The sequence below is a fragment of the Paenimyroides ummariense genome (assembly GCF_900115115.1).
Taxonomy (GTDB): Bacteria; Bacteroidota; Bacteroidia; order Flavobacteriales; family Flavobacteriaceae; genus Flavobacterium; species Flavobacterium ummariense.
This window is the reverse complement of the sequence record NZ_FOVI01000008.1, coordinates 61502-79305: the sequence shown is the minus strand read 5'-3', so window position 1 is coordinate 79305 and position 17804 is coordinate 61502. Positions and strand designations below refer to the sequence as shown.

The 17804-nt window shown below is 33.4% G+C and carries 22 protein-coding genes; 19 read left to right on the top strand and 3 right to left on the bottom strand.

What is annotated here, in order from left to right; genetic code table 11:
* Nucleotides 1-74: 74 nt before the first annotated feature.
* Both BM253_RS07730 and BM253_RS07725 read right to left on the bottom strand, forming a co-directional pair.
* A complete protein-coding gene (locus BM253_RS07730; protein WP_091521825.1) occupies nt 75-1340 on the bottom strand; it encodes a MutS-related protein in 1266 nt (421 codons plus the stop codon).
* A complete protein-coding gene (locus tag BM253_RS07725; RefSeq protein WP_091521822.1) occupies nt 1340-2170 on the bottom strand; it encodes a hypothetical protein in 831 nt (276 codons plus the stop codon). The genes BM253_RS07730 and BM253_RS07725 overlap by 1 nt, the downstream gene beginning before the upstream one ends.
* Before the next feature lie 187 nt (nt 2171-2357).
* Here BM253_RS07725 and BM253_RS07720 point away from each other — a divergent pair, with 187 nt between their 5' ends.
* From BM253_RS07720 to BM253_RS07670, 11 genes are all read left to right on the top strand, one after another.
* Nucleotides 2358-3104 (top strand): electron transfer flavoprotein subunit beta/FixA family protein, encoded by a 747-nt coding sequence (locus BM253_RS07720; RefSeq protein ID WP_091521819.1) that lies wholly within the window; start codon nt 2358-2360, stop codon nt 3102-3104.
* 25 nt (nt 3105-3129) lie between these two features.
* The gene (locus BM253_RS07715; RefSeq protein WP_091521817.1) at nt 3130-4098 is read left to right on the top strand and encodes an electron transfer flavoprotein subunit alpha/FixB family protein; all 969 of its coding nucleotides are present in this window, start codon (nt 3130-3132) and stop codon (nt 4096-4098) included.
* Between the two features lie 135 nt (nt 4099-4233).
* A complete protein-coding gene (locus tag BM253_RS07710) occupies nt 4234-4461 on the top strand; it encodes a type II toxin-antitoxin system ParD family antitoxin (RefSeq protein ID WP_091521814.1) in 228 nt (75 codons plus the stop codon).
* Complete coding sequence (locus BM253_RS07705; protein WP_091521812.1) at nt 4462-4764, top strand: type II toxin-antitoxin system RelE/ParE family toxin; 303 nt, start codon at nt 4462-4464, stop codon at nt 4762-4764.
* Nucleotides 4765-4864: 100 nt separating this feature from the next.
* The gene (locus BM253_RS07700; RefSeq protein WP_091521809.1) at nt 4865-5533 is read left to right on the top strand and encodes a bifunctional nuclease family protein; all 669 of its coding nucleotides are present in this window, start codon (nt 4865-4867) and stop codon (nt 5531-5533) included.
* Between the two features lie 3 nt (nt 5534-5536).
* A complete protein-coding gene (locus BM253_RS07695) occupies nt 5537-6361 on the top strand; it encodes a thymidylate synthase (RefSeq protein ID WP_091521806.1) in 825 nt (274 codons plus the stop codon).
* Nucleotides 6361-6852, top strand: a complete 492-nt coding sequence (locus tag BM253_RS07690; protein WP_091521803.1) for a dihydrofolate reductase — start codon at nt 6361-6363, stop codon at nt 6850-6852. The genes BM253_RS07695 and BM253_RS07690 overlap by 1 nt, the downstream gene beginning before the upstream one ends.
* A 120-nt stretch (nt 6853-6972) precedes the next feature.
* Entirely contained in the window at nt 6973-7746 is a 774-nt protein-coding gene (locus BM253_RS07685) for a hypothetical protein (RefSeq protein WP_091521799.1), read from the top strand.
* A gap of 6 nt (nt 7747-7752) precedes the next feature.
* Nucleotides 7753-8367 (top strand): deoxynucleoside kinase, encoded by a 615-nt coding sequence (locus BM253_RS07680; protein WP_091521796.1) that lies wholly within the window; start codon nt 7753-7755, stop codon nt 8365-8367.
* Nucleotides 8368-8464: 97 nt separating this feature from the next.
* On the top strand, nt 8465-9544 hold the full coding sequence (locus BM253_RS07675; protein ID WP_177205747.1) for an acyloxyacyl hydrolase: 1080 nt from the start codon (nt 8465-8467) through the stop codon (nt 9542-9544).
* Between the two features lie 111 nt (nt 9545-9655).
* Nucleotides 9656-10387 (top strand): GIN domain-containing protein, encoded by a 732-nt coding sequence (locus BM253_RS07670; protein WP_091521791.1) that lies wholly within the window; start codon nt 9656-9658, stop codon nt 10385-10387.
* Nucleotides 10388-10448: 61 nt separating this feature from the next.
* Here BM253_RS07670 and gldA read toward each other — a convergent pair whose 3' ends face one another.
* A complete protein-coding gene (gene gldA, locus BM253_RS07665; RefSeq protein WP_091521787.1) occupies nt 10449-11345 on the bottom strand; it encodes a gliding motility-associated ABC transporter ATP-binding subunit GldA in 897 nt (298 codons plus the stop codon).
* A gap of 93 nt (nt 11346-11438) precedes the next feature.
* On the opposite strand from gldA, the gene BM253_RS07660 reads away from it, so the two are divergent.
* From BM253_RS07660 to BM253_RS07620, 8 genes are all read left to right on the top strand, one after another.
* On the top strand, nt 11439-12374 hold the full coding sequence (locus BM253_RS07660) for a T9SS type A sorting domain-containing protein (protein ID WP_091521784.1): 936 nt from the start codon (nt 11439-11441) through the stop codon (nt 12372-12374).
* 138 nt (nt 12375-12512) lie between these two features.
* Nucleotides 12513-13595 carry a chorismate mutase gene (locus BM253_RS07655; protein WP_091521781.1) on the top strand — a complete coding sequence of 361 codons (1083 nt, stop codon included), beginning with the start codon at nt 12513-12515 and terminating at the stop codon, nt 13593-13595.
* Between the two features lie 6 nt (nt 13596-13601).
* The gene (rsgA, locus tag BM253_RS07650; protein WP_091521778.1) at nt 13602-14570 is read left to right on the top strand and encodes a ribosome small subunit-dependent GTPase A; all 969 of its coding nucleotides are present in this window, start codon (nt 13602-13604) and stop codon (nt 14568-14570) included.
* A complete protein-coding gene (dtd, locus tag BM253_RS07645; RefSeq protein ID WP_091521775.1) occupies nt 14567-15019 on the top strand; it encodes a D-aminoacyl-tRNA deacylase in 453 nt (150 codons plus the stop codon). Before rsgA ends, dtd begins: the two co-directional genes overlap by 4 nt.
* Before the next feature lie 187 nt (nt 15020-15206).
* Nucleotides 15207-15401 carry a hypothetical protein gene (locus BM253_RS07635; protein WP_091521769.1) on the top strand — a complete coding sequence of 65 codons (195 nt, stop codon included), beginning with the start codon at nt 15207-15209 and terminating at the stop codon, nt 15399-15401.
* On the top strand, nt 15401-15727 hold the full coding sequence (locus BM253_RS07630) for a nucleotide pyrophosphohydrolase (protein ID WP_091521766.1): 327 nt from the start codon (nt 15401-15403) through the stop codon (nt 15725-15727). Before BM253_RS07635 ends, BM253_RS07630 begins: the two co-directional genes overlap by 1 nt.
* A 141-nt stretch (nt 15728-15868) precedes the next feature.
* Entirely contained in the window at nt 15869-16441 is a 573-nt protein-coding gene (locus BM253_RS07625) for an outer membrane beta-barrel protein (RefSeq protein WP_091521763.1), read from the top strand.
* Between the two features lie 95 nt (nt 16442-16536).
* The gene (locus BM253_RS07620) at nt 16537-17772 is read left to right on the top strand and encodes a 3-phosphoshikimate 1-carboxyvinyltransferase (RefSeq protein ID WP_091521759.1); all 1236 of its coding nucleotides are present in this window, start codon (nt 16537-16539) and stop codon (nt 17770-17772) included.
* Nucleotides 17773-17804 lie beyond the last annotated feature (32 nt).

Genomic DNA, 17804 nt, shown 5'->3' with positions numbered 1-17804 from the left:
GATAGGTGCACAAAAATATAAAATTATAATTTGTTAGCCTTTATTTTTATGAATAAAAAAATGTTATTGATTTTTTATAGAAGTAATTCATTTAATTTTTCATTTTCGAAAATTATTTTTCCGAGTTTTAAATCAGAAAATCCTTTTTTAAGTTGATACGTAAAATGTGGTGTTCCATTATCAACTAAACATTCTAAATAATAAGTGTAAATATTGTTTTTATTACTAATACGATCTTTTAACTGATGAATATGACTTGAAATTGCAAAGAATGAATTTTGAAATTTAAGCAATCCGTTTAATGTGGTTGTCGAAATTTCTAACGCATCTTCGAAATTCGTTCCCTTAAACAATTCATCAAACAAAGCAAAACATGTTTTGTGGTCATTACATTTTAAAACAACTTCTTTTAAATTTAAAACTTCCTGCATAAAATAACTGTATCCGCTACTTAAATCGTCGTTGTTATTTATAAAAATATAGATTTCGTTATAAAAAGGAATTTTAGCTTCTTTTGCAGGAACAGGAAAGCCTAAATGTGCCAAGTAAACACACATTCCCAAACTTTTTAGAAATGTTGATTTTCCTGCCATATTTGCACCTGTTAACAATAAAACTCCGTTAGAATTATTAAAAGAATTTGTAGTAGCGTTTTTAAGTCTTGGATGATAAAAATCGGTAAGTGCAATGTCGTTTTTAATAATCTCTGGAAACTGAAAATTATGTTTTAAAGTTTGTTTTGCTATTGATATATAAGCTTCAAACTGGGCAAAGAAATCTATAAAAGGAAATTGTTTTCCTTCTTTATAATGTTCTTGAAATATTTGAATGATTACTAAAACATCATCTGCATTCAGATTTTTAGATCGAATTTTATCTTGATAAAAATCTAAATTATATGATTTAAAATATGCAATAAACTCATTATATTGATTTTTGTAATCATTAGGAAAATCATCACATTTAAAATCCTTTAAATAAGTTGTGTAATAATAATGTAGAAAAATTATTAGTTGCGCTGTTTTGCCCTTTATTGTTTGAAACCTATTTTCATTACTTTTAAGAGCTTTTAAAGGTTTTGACTGCTCTAAAATTGATCCGAAGTTTGATTGTTCGATCAAAAAAAAAACTTCACGGTAATGTAAAATAGGATACTGGTAATTTGTAAACAAATTAAAATTATCTCTAAAACATTTTATGATTTGCTGTTGATTTTTGATAGCAGCAACACTCTCCAATTTATTGTTAATAGTACGCTTTAGTGCATTTTGTGCGTTACTATTTATTGTTCCATTAAAAACATCGAAAATATCGGTAACAATAGCATTTTCTATTTTCATTATTTCACACCTTTATATAGAAACACATCGCCGTTCCATTCGTAAATTAAATTTTTGCTGGTAACATTTTGTTTATCGTCAACCAAAGCAATTTTCAGCCTGTTGTTCTCAAAAGTAATTAATTCAACCGGGCGTTCAGGTCTGTCAACCACGCTAAAAAAATCATATTCAACTGAAATTTTATCTAACGTGTTGGTTTTAGTTTTAAAAACGGCTGTATTCTGTAAATTTTCAGTACCAATTTTATAAGCATTAATATGTTGCACAGAATATTTACTTGAAAGGATACTGTTTGAAATTACCAAATAAATACTTTCGTTGTTTTTGTTTTGAACGGTGTAAATCTTCGAAAAATAAGCTTGCGAATCATTTGATGCCAAACTTTCATTTACCGTGATATTTCCATTCGCATCAAACTGATAAATTTGATTAAAAAAACGCATGGTTCCGCCCGAATTATTATCCCAACTGTAAACTCGGAGTTTTTTATCTGCCGAAGTTGCCATTTTCAAGGCATTTTCTTTCTGTAATTTTTCAAACGGATAATTCAACGTGCTATTGTTGTTCTTAATTAGATAGGTTAGCGAATCGGTAAACTGCTTACTGCTTACCGTAAGCAAACTGTCGTTTCGCATATTTCCCATTGCTAAAAAAATATCATTATGAATTTTTAATAGTTTGTCTTCTTCTGCAGATAAATCAACAGTATCTATTTTTTCTACCGATTGATTATTCTCTGTCGAAGAATTAGTGGTGGTTGTAGTTTCGTCTGCTTTTTTGTTGCAGGCAAAAACCAATAAGGTCAGTAATAAATAATAGGTCTTTTTCATAGTTTAAAATCTAAATTCGCTAATAAAAACTCATTTTTGTGTATAGTAAAGATAGCCTATTCAAAAAAAGATTAGACAGTAACATGAAAATTTTAAGAAATAATTTATATGCACGCATAGTATTGTTATTTGAAATTTTTTTTATCTTCGTAGCTAATTAAGAATTAATCTAAAAAACGTAAAATAGATGAAAATATTAGTTTGCATCAGCCACGTGCCTGATACTACTGCAAAGATTAACTTTACAAACGGTGATACAGAATTTGATACAAACGGTGTACAATTTGTAATTAATCCTAACGATGAATTTGGTTTAACACGTGCTATTTGGTTTCAAGAAAAACAAGGCGCAAATGTAACTGTTGTTAATGTTGGCGGACCAGAAACAGAAGCTACCATTCGTAAAGCATTAGCAATTGGTGCTAACGAAGCTATTCGTGTAAACGCAAACCCTACAGATGGTTTTGCTGTTGCTAAAGAATTGGCAGAAGTTGTTAAAGCAGGAAATTACGATGTGGTTATTTGTGGAAAAGAATCCTTAGATTATAATGGCGGAATGGTTCCTGGAATGTTAGCATCTTTATTAGGTTACAATTTTGTAAATTCTTGTGTTGGTGTAGAAATTGATGGTGCAAACGCAACTTTAGTTCGTGAGATCGATGGTGGTAAAGAAACGTTAACTACAAACTTACCATTGGTAATTGGCGGACAAAAAGGTATTGTTGAAGAAAAAGATTTACGTATTCCAAACATGCGCGGAATTATGACTGCTCGTACTAAAGCATTAAACGTTTTAGAACCGGTTGCTGCAGATGCTAAAACAAAAGCGGTAAAGTTTGAAAAGCCAGCACCAAAATCGGCAGTGAAATTAATCAGCCCTGATAATTTAGACGAGTTGATTAATTTATTACACAACGAAGCTAAAGTAATCTAATTTCTAATCTTTTAAAAAGTAAAAAATGTCAGTTTTAATATATACAGAGTTTTCAGAAGGAAAATTTAAAAAAGTAGCTTTAGAATTAGCTTCTTACGCAAAAAAAGTAGCAGAATCATTAGGAACCACCGTTACAGCAGTTACTGTTAATGCAGGTGATGTTTCTGAATTAGGAAAATACGGTGTTGATAAAATACTAAAAGTAACCGATAGTAAATTAGACAAGTTTAACGCTAAAGCGTATGCCGATGTTGTTAAACAAGCAGCACAAAAAGAAGGAGCAAAAGTGGTAATTTTATCATCTACAACCGATTCTTTATATTTGGCACCAATCGTAGCAGTTGGTTTAGACGCAGGTTACGCATCAAACGTAGTAGCATTACCGGTTTCTACAAGTCCGTTCCAAGTAAAGCGTAATGCTTTTTCTAGCAAAGGATTTAACGTTACAGAATTAACTTCAGACGTAAAAGTAATTGCAGTTGCTAAAAACTCATTTGGTTTGGCTGAAGCATCTGGAGCAGCAGCGACAGAAGATTTCGCGGTAAGTTTGAACGATGCCGATTTTAACATCCACATTCAAAGTCAAGAAAAAGCATCAGGACAAGTTTCTATTGCCGATGCTGAAATCGTGGTTTCTGGTGGTCGTGGTTTAAAAGGACCAGAAAACTGGGGAATGATCGAAGAATTAGCGAGTGTTTTAGGTGCAGCAACAGCTTGTTCTAAACCGGTTTCTGATTTAGATTGGAGACCTCACTCTGAGCACGTTGGTCAAACAGGAAAACCAGTAGCGTCAAACTTATACATTGCAGTTGGTATTTCTGGTGCAATTCAGCACATTGCAGGTATCAATGCTTCTAAGGTAAAAGTGGTAATTAATTCTGATCCAGAAGCACCTTTCTTTAAAGTTGCCGATTACGGAATTGTTGGTGATGCATTCCAAATTTTGCCAGAATTAACTAAAAAGTTAAAAGAATTCAAAGCGAATAATAACTAATATTTGCTTTAAATATAATATTCAAACAGCCGTAATTTTTACGGCTGTTTTTTTAAATATCAATTTTGTCTTGTGTCTAAATTTGCTAAATATCGATATTATTATTAAATTTGAATAGATATAAATAGCTCAATCATGAACATCAGTTTTACAAAAAAGCAACAAGATTACATTGCAGAGCAAGTAACTTCAGGAGATTTTCAAAATGCTAGCGAAGTTGTTCGTGATGCATTGCGTTTGCATGAAATTTATCGAGTTCGAGTGTTAAATGAACTTAAGAATGAGATAGATAAAGGCTGGTCTGGCACATCAAGTTCTCGAAATATAAAAGATATTATTCAGGCAAAAAAAGAAAAATCTTAAATGTCTGATAGATTTTATGTTTTATCGGAAAAAGCAGATGCTGATTTAGAGGAAATATTCGATTATACTTGTGAAGAATTTGGTTTTAATCAGGCAGAGAAATATCTTTTAGAAATCGAAGGCATTTTTTATTTTCTGTTTAAAAATCCTTTTTCTGGTAGAAGTAGAAACGAGATTAAAGAAGGTTTATATAGTTTTCCGAAAGATAATCACATAATTTTCTACAGAATTCATAATGATCATATAAGAATTATCAGAGTACTTCACGGTAGTCGCGATTTACCTAATTCATTTTTAATTTAATAAAGTAATCAAAACCAAACAAAATTATTTTCTAAATAAAGGCTATTAAATTTAAAGATGTATCTTTGTTTAATAGCCTTTTTTGGCTATTTTTATCAATATGAGTTTAGTAAAATTAACAATAAAAGGAATTTCATACAGTCATACGCAAAACGGAGCTTATGCTTTGATTTTGAATGAAGTAGATGGCGAGCGTAAACTGCCAATTGTGATTGGTGCGTTTGAAGCGCAAGCCATTGCCATTGCTATTGAAGAAGATTTAAAGCCGCCACGCCCGCTAACACACGATTTATTTAAAACTTTTTGCGACCGATTTGATATCGTTGTAAAACAGGTAATCATTCATAAGTTGGTTGATGGCGTTTTCTTTTCAAGCATTATCTGCGAACGCGACGGAATCGAGGAAATTATCGATGCGCGCACGTCTGATGCTATTTCACTGGCATTACGTTTTGATGCGCCTATTTTTACCTATCAGAATATTTTGGACAAGGCAGGAATTTATCTTCGAGAACAAGAAGAAGCCGATGCTAAAGATGAGGATTATGATGACGATGACGACGATTTTGATGCAGACGACGATGATAATAATGAAGAATTAAGTGATGTTATTGATGAATTTCTAAATATTGCCCCTGCCGAAAAAGGCAATGAATTCGCCGATTATTCGCTTCAGGAACTAAACGATATGTTAGAACTGGCAGTGTTGAACGAAGATTATGAAAAAGCAGCCCGTTTACGTGACGAGCTATCAAAAAGAAACCTTTAAAAAATGAAACAGTATTTAGATTTAGTTAAACACGTTTTAAAAGAAGGTGTTCAAAAAGGCGACAGAACAGGTACAGGAACCAAAAGTGTTTTTGGTTACCAGATGCGTTTTGATTTAGCCGAAGGTTTCCCTATGGTTACAACCAAAAAAGTGCATTTAAAATCAATCATTCACGAATTGCTTTGGTTTTTAAAAGGCGATACCAATATAGGTTATTTAAAAGAAAACGGCGTTCGTATTTGGGACGAATGGGCGAATGAAAATGGAGATTTAGGTCCAATTTACGGTTATCAGTGGCGTAATTGGAACGGCGAAGAAATAGATCAGATTAAAGAATTAATAGAAACCTTGAAGACAAATCCAAACAGTCGAAGAATGTTAATTTCGGCTTGGAATCCTTCGGTTTTGCCAGATACATCTGTATCTTTTGAAGAAAATGTTGCGAACGGAAAAGCAGCTTTGCCTCCGTGTCACGCATTTTTTCAGTTCTATGTTGCCGATGGTAAATTATCGTGCCAACTGTATCAGCGTTCGGCAGATATCTTTTTAGGTGTTCCGTTTAACATTGCTTCGTACGCACTGTTTACCATGATGGTTGCACAGGTTTGTGGTTTAGGTTATGGCGATTTTATTCATACGTTTGGCGATGCGCACATCTACAACAATCATTTTGAACAAGTTGAATTACAATTGTCAAGAGAACCGCGTCCGTTACCAAAAATGTTATTAAATCCGGAAATAAAAGATATTTTCGACTTTACGTTTGAAGATTTCACGTTGGTTGATTATGATCCGCATCCGGCAATTAAAGGTCAGGTTTCTGTATAATGAAGATTAGTTTAGTAGCAGCCATTGCACAAAATAACGCAATAGGAAAAGATAACGATTTGTTGTGGCATTTACCTGCCGATTTTAAACATTTTAAAAACACAACAAGCGGTCATTTTATTTTAATGGGTCGTAAAACGTTTGAATCGTTTCCTAAACCTTTGCCCAATCGTACACATTTAATTATTACCAGACAGAAAAATTACAATGTTCCCGATAATTGTTTTGCGTTTGCTTCTGTGAACGATGCGTTACAATTTGTTCAACAGCAAAACCGGGAAATTGTGTATGTAATTGGCGGTGGCGAAATTTATAAGGAAACAATCAGTATTGCTAATGAATTGGTGATTACACATGTAAATGCCGTATTTGAAGATGCTGATGCCTTTTTCCCAGAAATAACATCTGACTGGAAAATGATTTCAGAGTCATTTCATAAATCCGACGAAAAAAATCAATTCGATTTTACCATAACGGTTTATCAAAAGTAAGATCACGTTGTCATTCCGATACTTCGACAGGCTCAGCACAGCTCAAGGAGGAATCTCATCAATATTGTTAGATTCTTCATTTCACTTTGTTACATTCAGAATGACAAAATAACATAAACAATGAAAAAAGTAATCACAGCTTTTATTACATTTCTTACTGCATTCTCGGTAAATGCACAAATGGCTGTGTTTAAAAAAGAATTGGTTCGTCCGCCGCAATTAACGTATTATGGGTTGAATCATTTGGGCGATACTTCTTCCATTGTAAGTAACGAAATTGCGAAAGAAACCCTTTTAAAAACATTTACTTTTAAAGATCCGTTTTTAGGAAATATTGCGCAGTACGACGAACGAAATCCTTTAAAACAATTGGTTTTTTACAAAAATACACAGCAATTGGTTTTGTTAGATAATCAGCTAAGTATAAAAGAAAAGATTGTTTTAACAGATCGTTTTCCTGAAATCGATGCAACTTATGCCGCTTTAACATCTCAGGCTTCCATCTGGATTTTCGATTATGCAAGCAAACGTTGGTGCATTGTTTCATCGCAACAAGATCAACCATCGTTTGTAAGTAACCCTATAACAATCTATTCTTTTCTAACAACTTACGGGAATTTCGCCTACTGGCAAAAAGACGATGTTGTGTACGGAATTGATATCTACGGAAAAGTAATTCAAGAACAAAATTTACCTAAAAAAGCACAATTGTTAGCAATTAATGGCGATTTGTTGGTGTATGTATCAAACAATAAATTATTTTTGTTAAACACTAAAAATAAAGAAGCAGAACAATTAGCAGAAGTTCAGTCAACCATTGATTCTGTTATTTTTAACGCAAACAGTTTAAGTGTTTTAACAACAGATAAATTGTATTTATACCATATAAACTAATAAAATATGCAAGTTGCAATTGCCGGAAACATTGGTGCAGGAAAAACTACGTTAACCAGATTATTAGCCAAACATTACAAGTGGGATGCACATTACGAAGATGTAGTTGATAATCCGTATTTAGATGATTTTTATCATTCAATGGATCGTTGGTCGTTTAATTTGCAGATTTACTTCTTAAACAGTCGCTTTCGTCAGGTTTTGGCAATGAAATCAAGCGGAAAAAATACCATTCAAGATCGAACCATTTACGAAGATGCCCATATTTTTGCTCCGAATTTACATGCCATGGGGTTGATGTCTAACCGTGATTTCGATAATTACAAACAATTGTTTGAATTGATGGAAGATTTGGTTGGAGCTCCTGATTTATTGATTTATTTAAGAAGTTCTATTCCCAATTTAGTGGGACAAATTCATAAACGCGGACGTGAATACGAAAATTCTATATCGATTGATTATTTGAATAAACTGAACGAACGTTACGAAAGCTGGATTAAAGGATATGATAAAGGTAAATTATTGATTATAGATGTTGATCCTATTAATTTTGTTGATAATCCAGAAGATTTAGGACAAGTTATTAACCGAATTGATGCCGAAATTAACGGTTTGTTTTAATATGAACTGGCTTTTTGTTAATCATTTTGTCATTTCGAGGAACGAGAAATCTAATTGTAAAAAGTTAGATTCTCCACTTCACTTCGTTCCGTTTAAAATGAAAAACACATATTTATTATTGTTTTTACTTGTTTGTTCATCGGCATTTAGTCAGGAAAACTGGAGCGCATCGCTACAAACTTATCAAGGCGCTATTTTACCGCACAGCCCAAATATATCACATTTAATAACCAATAAGCCTTCGGGTTTTCTGTTTTCGGTTAATCATCAGGTAAACGGATCAAAAGAGTGGCATCATACGTATCGTTTTCCCGAAGTTGGTTTTTCTTTTCATACACAAAACAATCACAACGAAATGTTGGGCGATTTGTACGGTTTGTATGCCCATTATAATTTTTATTTCTTAAACAGACGCTTGCAGTTTCGCGTAGGGCAGGGAGTTTCTTACGCCACAAATCCGTTCGATAAAGAAACTAATTTTCGCAATGTAGCTTACGGATCTAAATTTATGCCGTCAACCTATTTTATGTTGGGTTATGATCAACCTAGAATCTGGCACAACATCGGAATAAATGCAGGTTTACTGTTTGTGCATCATTCTAACGCAACTATAAAAGCGCCAAATACAAGTACCAATACGTTGGGAGTGAATGTTGGATTAACATATCATTTTTCTGATGAAGATCAAAGCGGTAAAGCCAATTCATTTGTTGATTATCCACAGCAAATTCGATACAACCTTTTGTTCAGAACTGGTGTACACGAAAGTCATATTATCGGAATGGGACAAAAACCGTTTTATCACATCACAGCAATTGTAGAAAAACCGTTGAATAATTATGGAGCTGCACAGTTAGGAGCCGAAGTTTTTCTGTCGAATTCATTAAAAGAGCTTATTCCGTTTTTAGCAACATCTTTCCCTGAAGAAGGAATGGATAAAAATACCGATTGGAAACGTGTGGGAGTTTTTGCGGGATACGAATGGTATCTGAACAAACTAACAGCTGAAGGAAATATTGGTTATTACGTGCACGATGAATACAAGAAAAACGGGTCGCTTTATCAACGTTTAGGTTTACGTTATTATGTAACTCCGAATGTTTTTGCAGCAATGGCACTAAAAACACACTTTGCTAAAGCAGAAGCTTTTGAAGTTGGTTTAGGATATAAGTTGTAATTTAAAGTTTAAAGTTTAAGGTTTTTAGCGCCTGATTTTAATTGTAATCTGTGATATTTAGTGTAATCTGTGGTTAAAATAAATTCAGCGTTTACAAATAGAAATAGAATTATGAAAAAAAGTATCGTTTTATTGTTATTGATAATTGCCGGATGCGCTGGTGAAGATGCTTGTTTTTCTAAAAAAGGCGATGCCGTTTCGCAGCAACATCAGTTATCAGGATTTCATACCGTTGATATTCCAATGAATGTTTCTGCAGAAATTATTCCGAATACCACTTTTAAAATGGAAATTCAATCGTTTGAAAACAGAATTGAAGCAATTTCATTTGAAGTTAAAGATTCGATCCTTACAATAAAAAACGAAATTTCGTGTCAAATGCTTAAAAGCCATGAAACCGCTGTTTTAAAAATTTATACTCCAAACCTAAGAAGAATCAATTCTCGCACGCAGTTTAATGTAGTTTCGAATGATACGCTTCGTTATCCAAATTTATATCTGCTGACAAGTATTCCCAATGAAGAAAGTGCATCAACCAACTTTAATTTAAAACTAAATAACAATTCTGTAACTGTTGAAGATAATCAGGTAGGAAACTTTATTTTAAAAGGAAAAACCAATGTTCTGGATGTAAAATTATACGGCGCCAATGGATCAGTTGATGCTAAAAATCTTACCGCCAAAACCGTTTTATCGTACCACCGCAGCAATCAGAATATTCATGTTTTTGCAAAAAATAAATTAGAGGGAGTTATTGCATCTGTCGGAAATATTTATGTGTACAACAAACCCGATACTGTAAAAATTGAACGTTTATATACTGGAAAGGTGATTTATAAATAGTTTTTAGTTATAAGTTTTAGGTTGTAAGTTTCATAGAACCTAAAACTTATAACATAGAACATTACAACGTCTTCTCTCTAAAAATAGTTTCCAGATTTTTATTTTTAAGCTGCATAGATAAAATCTTTACATCTAATTCTTTAGCAAAATCAAAAAGGGCAGGGCGCATATCTGTATCGGCATTAAAAATAAGTTCCCACTGCATATCGTGTATGTTGTGGAACGATTTTAAGTTTGGCAAACGCTTAATAAATTCTTCTTCAATTTTTAAATCAAATTCAATTTCAATAACCTGATCGTTTTCATTGCTAAACATCTGTTGCAATTTATTATCGGCAACAATAACTCCGCTTTTAATAATAATCACTCGGTCACAGATTGCCTCAACTTCCTGCATAATATGGGTCGATAAAAAAACGGTTTTATCTTTCCCAATGTTTTTAATCAAATCACGAATTTCGGTCAGCTGGTTCGGATCCAATCCTGTAGTAGGTTCATCTAAAATCAACACTTCCGGATCGTGCAATAAAGCCGTAGCCAAACCAACACGCTGACGGTATCCTTTTGATAATTGTCCTATTTTCTTGTGAGCTTCGGGTGTTAAACCGGTAAGCTGTATCACTTCTTCAATACGTTTTTTGTCAACCTTATAAACATCGGCATTAAATGCCAAATATTCACGAACGTATAAATCTAAATAAAGCGGATTGTGTTCGGGCAAATAGCCAATAGACTTTTGAACTTCTTTCGGGTGCGTGTTCACATTAAAACCATTCACAATTGCGGTACCGCTATCGGCTTCAATATACGTGGTTAAAATTTTCATTAAGGTTGATTTTCCGGCACCATTCGGACCCAGAAAACCGACAATTTCCCCTTTGTTAATTTTAAAATCAATGGTATCTAACGCCTTTTGCGTTCCGTAATTTTTAGAGATATTTTGTACTTCTATCGACATAGAATTTCTTGTTTTACACAAAAGTAACTATTTTTTTGTAATACAATTTGTTTTATCTTATCTTGTATAGGTTAAGACCAAAAAATAATTCTTATGAAAAATCTTTACATTATTTTATTTTTAATTGCTTTTCAATCAACAAATGCGCAAGTATTGTGGAGTGATGATTTTGATAATCACCCCGTTGGTTTATTAAGTAACGATCCTACAGGTGCAACTCCTGGCTATGGTGGTTGGTATGTAGAAAATGCTCATGGACAAATACAAATCGTTCCTGAATCTGGTAGGGGTTATATGATGGCAGTAGGTTGGGTTGGAGGTACATTTGGTAGTACTCATGAACAAGCTACTCAAGAAAGTATTGATGTTTTATGGAATACCCGTAACAAAAGCAATAATATTTTAAAGTTAGAATTTGAAGTACAAGCAACTAACAATGGACTTCAATCAGGATCCTACTTTCTTTATCAGGTAGCTTTTAGTTTCAAAAATACACCAGGCTTTAATCAATTTAGTGCTGGTGCTGATAAAACAACCGTTCCTTACAATAATAGTTGGATTAAAGTTGAAATTTTTATAGACTATAACACAAACACATTTTATCAATATATTCCAGGATATTCAAACAGAGCAGATAAGAAGAGTTCCATAGGAGAGCCTTATCAATTAATGGTGAGTGGTTACTTTATGTCTCCTAATACTCCTTCATTAATATCATTTAAACTGGACAATATGAAAATTTCTGCAATTCCTGCATTACCTTCTTATTTGAATGTAGATGAATTTTTAGCGTCGAAATTTAATGTGTTTCCAAATCCTGCAACGGATGTTGTTATTATAACCAACAAAGAAAACATTGGTGTTGAGCAGATAGAAGTTTATGATATAAACGGAAAAAATGTAAAGTCACAAAACTATAATCACAAAAACGAAATACAATTGAATATTTCAGATTTAGCGGTAGGTACGTATATGTTTCATGTTAAAACCAACCTAGGTACGGCTGTAAAAAAAGTGGTTAAAAAATAGTGAAACATTTTAAATATTTTTTAATGATTCAACCCCAGTAAAGTATTAAACTTTGTTGGGGTTTTTAAATAAAATCATAAGTGAATATTACATTTTAAATAATTAATAATATTACTGAAATATCTGTAAATTTGCGGTATGACGAAAGTAAGCGAAAAAGCTTTGTGGTTTAAGCAATTATCGGGTAACAAACCTTTGATAATCGCGGGTCCGTGCAGTGCCGAAACTCCGGATCAGGTGCTGGAAATTGCTCATGGTATTAAAGATCAGGCGACCATTTATCGGGCAGGAATCTGGAAACCAAGAACGCGTCCGGGTGGGTTTGAAGGTGTTGGTGCTATAGGTTTAAAATGGTTGCAGCAGGTTAAGACAGAAACCGGAATGCTTTTGGCTACCGAAGTTGCTACTGCAGAACATGTGGAGTTGGCATTGGCACACGAAATCGATGTTTTGTGGATTGGTGCACGCACAACCGTGAACCCTTTTGCTGTTCAGGAAATTGCCGATGCATTGAAAGGAACCGATAAAATTGTTTTCATAAAAAATCCGGTAAATCCCGATTTAAGTTTATGGATTGGTGGTTTTGAACGTTTGCAAAATGCAGGAATCGATAAGTTGGGATTTATTCATCGTGGATTTTCAAGCTACGAAAAGATAAAATATCGTAACAAACCCGAATGGCAGATTCCGATTGATTTGCAGATTCGTTTTCCGGAAATTCCGCTGATTAATGATCCGTCACATATTACTGGAAATCGAGACTTAATTCAACAGGTTGCTCAAAAAGCTTTGGATTTAAATTTCGATGGCTTGATGATTGAAACGCATTGCACGCCCGATTTGGCTTGGAGCGATGCTGCCCAACAAGTAACTCCAAATCAATTACAAGAAATATTATCGAATCTGGTATTGCGCGATTCGCTGAATTTAGAAGATTCGTATGTACACGAAATGAACATGTTTCGAACAAAAATCGATGAAATTGATACACAGATTTTAAAACTATTGCGCGACAGAATGCAGATTGCCGACGAAATAGGCTTGCTTAAAAAAGCAAAAAACGTAGCTGTTTTACAACCCGAACGTTGGCAGGAAGTTCTTATAAAAATGCGTCGCGAAGGCAAAGAAAATAAATTGGGCGAAGCTTTTATCACCTCATTGTTCAAGGCAATTCACGATGAAAGTATTACAAGGCAAGACCATATTATCAATAGAAAATAAAAGTGAATGACAGGAATTGTTTATAAATCTACAGGAAGCTGGTACACCGTAAAAGCTGATATTAACGAGTTTTTTGAGTGTAGAATTAAAGGTAAATTCAGAATTAAAGGTATTAAAAGTACCAACCCAATTGCCGTTGGCGATAAGGTAGATTTTGATTTGGATACCACGGCAGATGTAGTTACGGGCGTTATCACCAACATTCACGAACGCAAAAATTACCTAATTCGCAAGTCGGTAAATCTGTCAAAACAGGTGCATATCATTGCAACAAATATCGATGTACTTTTTATTCTGGTTACAATTGATAATCCGGTTACGACTACAAGTTTTATTGATCGATTGCTGGTAACTGCCGAAGCGTATGGTATTGAAGCGGTTTTGGTTTTTAATAAAGTAGATACTTTTTCTGAAGAAACATTGAACGATCAATTGTATCTGCAATATATTTATGATAAAATAGGATACAAATGTTTGCGTGTATCGGCTGCCGAAGGGAAAGGTTTGGATAAATTGAAAGCCGAAATGATTGATAAAGTTTCTATGTTCACAGGTCATTCGGGTGTTGGGAAATCAACATTGGTAAATGCGTTGGAACCTGGTTTGAATTTAAAGACCAAAGAAATATCAGAACAACATCAGCAAGGTCAGCATACCACAACGTTTGCCGAAATGTACGATTTAAGTTTTAACGCAAAAATTATTGATACACCCGGAATTCGTGGTTTTGGTATTGTTGATATGGAACCACAGGAAGTGGGCGATTATTTTCCGGAATTTTTCAAACTGAAAGATCAATGCAAGTTTAATAACTGTTTGCATCGCGAAGAACCTCATTGCGCGGTGAAAGATGCGTTAGATGCTGATGAAATTCCATGGTCGCGCTACAAAAGTTACATTCAGATTTTAGATGGCGATGAAGATAATTACCGAACAGATGCTTATGGAAACGGTAGAAATCCCGATGTAGAATGAAAGCAGTAATACAACGTGTTTCGCAGGCATCTGTAACTATAAGCAACGAAAAAGTTGCCGATATTGGTTTAGGATTGTTGATTTTAGTAGGAATTGAAGATGCCGATACACAAGAGGATATTGATTGGTTAACCGCAAAAATTGTACAACTTCGAATTTTTAAAGATGAAAACGAAGTAATAAATAAATCGGTTCAAGATGTAAAGGGCGATATCATTGTAGTAAGTCAGTTTACATTGCATGCATCAACCAAAAAAGGAAACCGACCTTCCTATCTAAAAGCATCAAAACCAACTATCGCCATTCCTTTATACGAAGCTTTTGTTGCATCAATGGAAAAATCAATAGGAAAAAAAGTTCAAACCGGGCAATTTGGTGCAGATATGAAAGTAAGTTTGCTAAACGATGGTCCTGTTACAATTATAATCGATACAAAGAATAAAGAGTAATGCTAAAAAAAATCCTTTTATATACCTTAATATATATTGTAATTTCGTTTTTAATGAGTTACAACGAAATACAATGTGCCCTAAACGGCGAAGAATTATGCTGGTATAATTTAATAGGTAAATTTATTATCTTTATATTACTAATCATGTTGTTTGATCAATTTATCAAACCTAAAATTTTTAAAAGATGAAAGAACGTGTAAGTTATATAATTGGGGCATTGATCATATATTTTATAGCTGGAATTTTAGTAAGCTACTTTGGAAATTCATCAATAGATTGGAAATTTGTTATTATTTGGATGTTGGGAATGTCAGTTTTTGACTATTTTATCATCAGAAATATAAAAAAGTGGATTTCTCAAAAAAATAAAAAAGTATAATGGATATTAAAAACGCACAACTAAATGTTGACAATTGGATAAAAGAACACGGTGTTCGCTATTTTAACGAATTAACCAATATGGCGCAACTTACCGAAGAAGTAGGTGAGGTGGCTCGTATCATTGCCCGAAGATACGGCGAACAGTCAGAAAAAGAAAGCGATAAAAACAAAGATTTGGGCGAAGAATTAGCCGATGTTGTTTTTGTGGTTTTATGTTTGGCAAATCAAACGGGAGTAAATTTACAGGAAGCCTTCGATAAAAAAATGGATTTAAAAAGCAACCGCGATCACGACCGCCATCATAACAACGAAAAACTAAAATAAAGGGTTTATTTTTTACTTTAAAAGCGGTACGTTTTAGGTGAGCAGTACTATAAACATGCTATTTTACACCGTAAACACTAAAAAAATAACAGCTTTTTTAAAAAAGCGAATAAATTTGCACCGAATTTAAAGAAAAGAATAATGAAAAAAATTATGTTAATGTTGGTACTTGCTATAACTGGTATGGCAAATGCGCAAGAAGGAACTATTTTAGTGGGTGGTAATGTTGGATTTTCTTCTGATAAAGTAGGAGATAACAAATCAAACTCTTTTGAATTTTCTCCCACGGTTGGTTACCAATTTAATGAAAATATGACTGTTGGTTTACAAACCTCAATTTTAGGATCAAAAGAAGAGCAAGGTACAACCGAATACAAAACAAACGGTTTTAAAATTGGGGCATTTTACCGTTATGCAAAACCATTAAGCGAGCTATTCGCTGTTTATGCAGATGTTTCGGCAGGTCACCAAACACTAAAAGCAGAAACTACCCTGACTGGTTTACCAACTACATCTGTAAAATCTAACGGATTTTACGCAGGTATAACTCCGGCTTTGTTTATTAACATGAAAAACAGTTTTGGTTTAAACTTTTCTATCGGTGGAATTAATTACAATGCTATGAAAAGTGATACTACACCTGAGGTTAAATCATCTGGTTTCGATTTTAATTTTGGAAAAACGGTAAACATCGGTATTTCTAAAAACTTCTAATCTACAGAAAATAAAAAATGAAAATCGGGCACATTCGCACGATTTTTTTTTATAATGTTTAGTAATTTTGATATCGAATTAAGCGGCTAAACACTATGAACGATATCTTGCTGAATAAGAGCGAATTAAAGAACAATCAGGGAATCATCATTTCAGGATCAAAATCCGAAACTAACCGTTTGCTTTTACTTCAGGCGTTATATCCTAACTTAAAAATTGAAAACGCGTCGAATTCCGATGATTCCGAAGTCATGAAAAATGCTTTGCAGTCAGTTGGGAAATCAAGCGAAATCAATGTGTATCATGCAGGTACAGCTATGCGGTTTTTAACATCGTTTTACGCAATTCAAGAAGGTTTAGAGGTTGTTATTTCAGGATCGAACCGAATGCACGAACGACCAATCAAAATTTTGGTAGATGCTTTAAATCAGTTAGGAAGCGATATTTCGTATTTAAACCAAGAGGGTTTTCCGCCGATAAAAATCATCGGAAAAAAAATCCAAGGCAATAAAGTTTTGATTGATGCCAATGTAAGCAGCCAGTACATTACATCGTTAATGTTGATAGGATCAAGCTTACCAAACGGACTCGAAATTCAATTACAAGGCAAAATTACATCAATTCCTTACATAAAAATGACGCTTTCGGTTTTACAATCATTAGGAATTAAAGCCGAATTTGAAAATAACATCATAAAAATTCCACATACAGAAAAGCTTACAAATGATACTTTTGTGGTAGAATCAGATTGGTCATCGGCATCATACTTTTATAGTTTAATTGCCTTATCAAAAATCGATACTGAAATTACTTTGGGATATTTCAAACAAAACAGTTTGCAAGGAGATGCGGTTTTGGCAGAAATCTATCAAAATTTCGGAGTTCAAACTATATTTACAGACAATAAAATCATCCTTAAAAAGATTGAAAATCCATCAATAAAAAATATAAATCTTAATTTAAATAACGCGCCCGATATTGCCCAAACCATTATTGTTACTTGTTTAGGCTTGGGAATTACCTGCAATTTAACGGGTTTACATACCTTGAAAATTAAAGAAACCGATCGTTTGCAAGCTTTAAAAAACGAATTAGAAAAATTTGGAGCATCAGTTTCAATTTCAGCTGATTCTATTCAGTTGATTAATTCTGTAGTTTTTCAAAATGATCCTATAAAAATAGAAACCTATCAAGATCACCGAATGGCGATGGCATTTGCTCCGCTGATTTTAAAACAATCTTTAGTAATAAAAAATGCCGAAGTGGTTTCTAAATCATATCCAGATTTTTGGAATGATTTAAAACTATTGAATGTTATTTTAAAATATTGATATTTAGTGATTTAATGTTTATGTTTTAAAAT

Coding starts and splice junctions, on each gene's coding strand:
- BM253_RS07730 (WP_091521825.1), bottom strand. CDS start 1,340: ATGAAAATAGAAAATGCTATTGTTACCGATATTTTCGATGTTTTTAAT.
- BM253_RS07725 (WP_091521822.1), bottom strand. CDS start 2,170: ATGAAAAAGACCTATTATTTATTACTGACCTTATTGGTTTTTGCCTGC.
- BM253_RS07720 (WP_091521819.1), top strand. CDS start 2,358: ATGAAAATATTAGTTTGCATCAGCCACGTGCCTGATACTACTGCAAAG.
- BM253_RS07715 (WP_091521817.1), top strand. CDS start 3,130: ATGTCAGTTTTAATATATACAGAGTTTTCAGAAGGAAAATTTAAAAAA.
- BM253_RS07710 (WP_091521814.1), top strand. CDS start 4,234: ATGAACATCAGTTTTACAAAAAAGCAACAAGATTACATTGCAGAGCAA.
- BM253_RS07705 (WP_091521812.1), top strand. CDS start 4,462: ATGTCTGATAGATTTTATGTTTTATCGGAAAAAGCAGATGCTGATTTA.
- BM253_RS07700 (WP_091521809.1), top strand. CDS start 4,865: ATGAGTTTAGTAAAATTAACAATAAAAGGAATTTCATACAGTCATACG.
- BM253_RS07695 (WP_091521806.1), top strand. CDS start 5,537: ATGAAACAGTATTTAGATTTAGTTAAACACGTTTTAAAAGAAGGTGTT.
- BM253_RS07690 (WP_091521803.1), top strand. CDS start 6,361: ATGAAGATTAGTTTAGTAGCAGCCATTGCACAAAATAACGCAATAGGA.
- BM253_RS07685 (WP_091521799.1), top strand. CDS start 6,973: ATGAAAAAAGTAATCACAGCTTTTATTACATTTCTTACTGCATTCTCG.
- BM253_RS07680 (WP_091521796.1), top strand. CDS start 7,753: ATGCAAGTTGCAATTGCCGGAAACATTGGTGCAGGAAAAACTACGTTA.
- BM253_RS07675 (WP_177205747.1), top strand. CDS start 8,465: ATGAAAAACACATATTTATTATTGTTTTTACTTGTTTGTTCATCGGCA.
- BM253_RS07670 (WP_091521791.1), top strand. CDS start 9,656: ATGAAAAAAAGTATCGTTTTATTGTTATTGATAATTGCCGGATGCGCT.
- gldA (WP_091521787.1), bottom strand. CDS start 11,345: ATGTCGATAGAAGTACAAAATATCTCTAAAAATTACGGAACGCAAAAG.
- BM253_RS07660 (WP_091521784.1), top strand. CDS start 11,439: ATGAAAAATCTTTACATTATTTTATTTTTAATTGCTTTTCAATCAACA.
- BM253_RS07655 (WP_091521781.1), top strand. CDS start 12,513: ATGACGAAAGTAAGCGAAAAAGCTTTGTGGTTTAAGCAATTATCGGGT.
- rsgA (WP_091521778.1), top strand. CDS start 13,602: ATGACAGGAATTGTTTATAAATCTACAGGAAGCTGGTACACCGTAAAA.
- dtd (WP_091521775.1), top strand. CDS start 14,567: ATGAAAGCAGTAATACAACGTGTTTCGCAGGCATCTGTAACTATAAGC.
- BM253_RS07635 (WP_091521769.1), top strand. CDS start 15,207: ATGAAAGAACGTGTAAGTTATATAATTGGGGCATTGATCATATATTTT.
- BM253_RS07630 (WP_091521766.1), top strand. CDS start 15,401: ATGGATATTAAAAACGCACAACTAAATGTTGACAATTGGATAAAAGAA.
- BM253_RS07625 (WP_091521763.1), top strand. CDS start 15,869: ATGAAAAAAATTATGTTAATGTTGGTACTTGCTATAACTGGTATGGCA.
- BM253_RS07620 (WP_091521759.1), top strand. CDS start 16,537: ATGAACGATATCTTGCTGAATAAGAGCGAATTAAAGAACAATCAGGGA.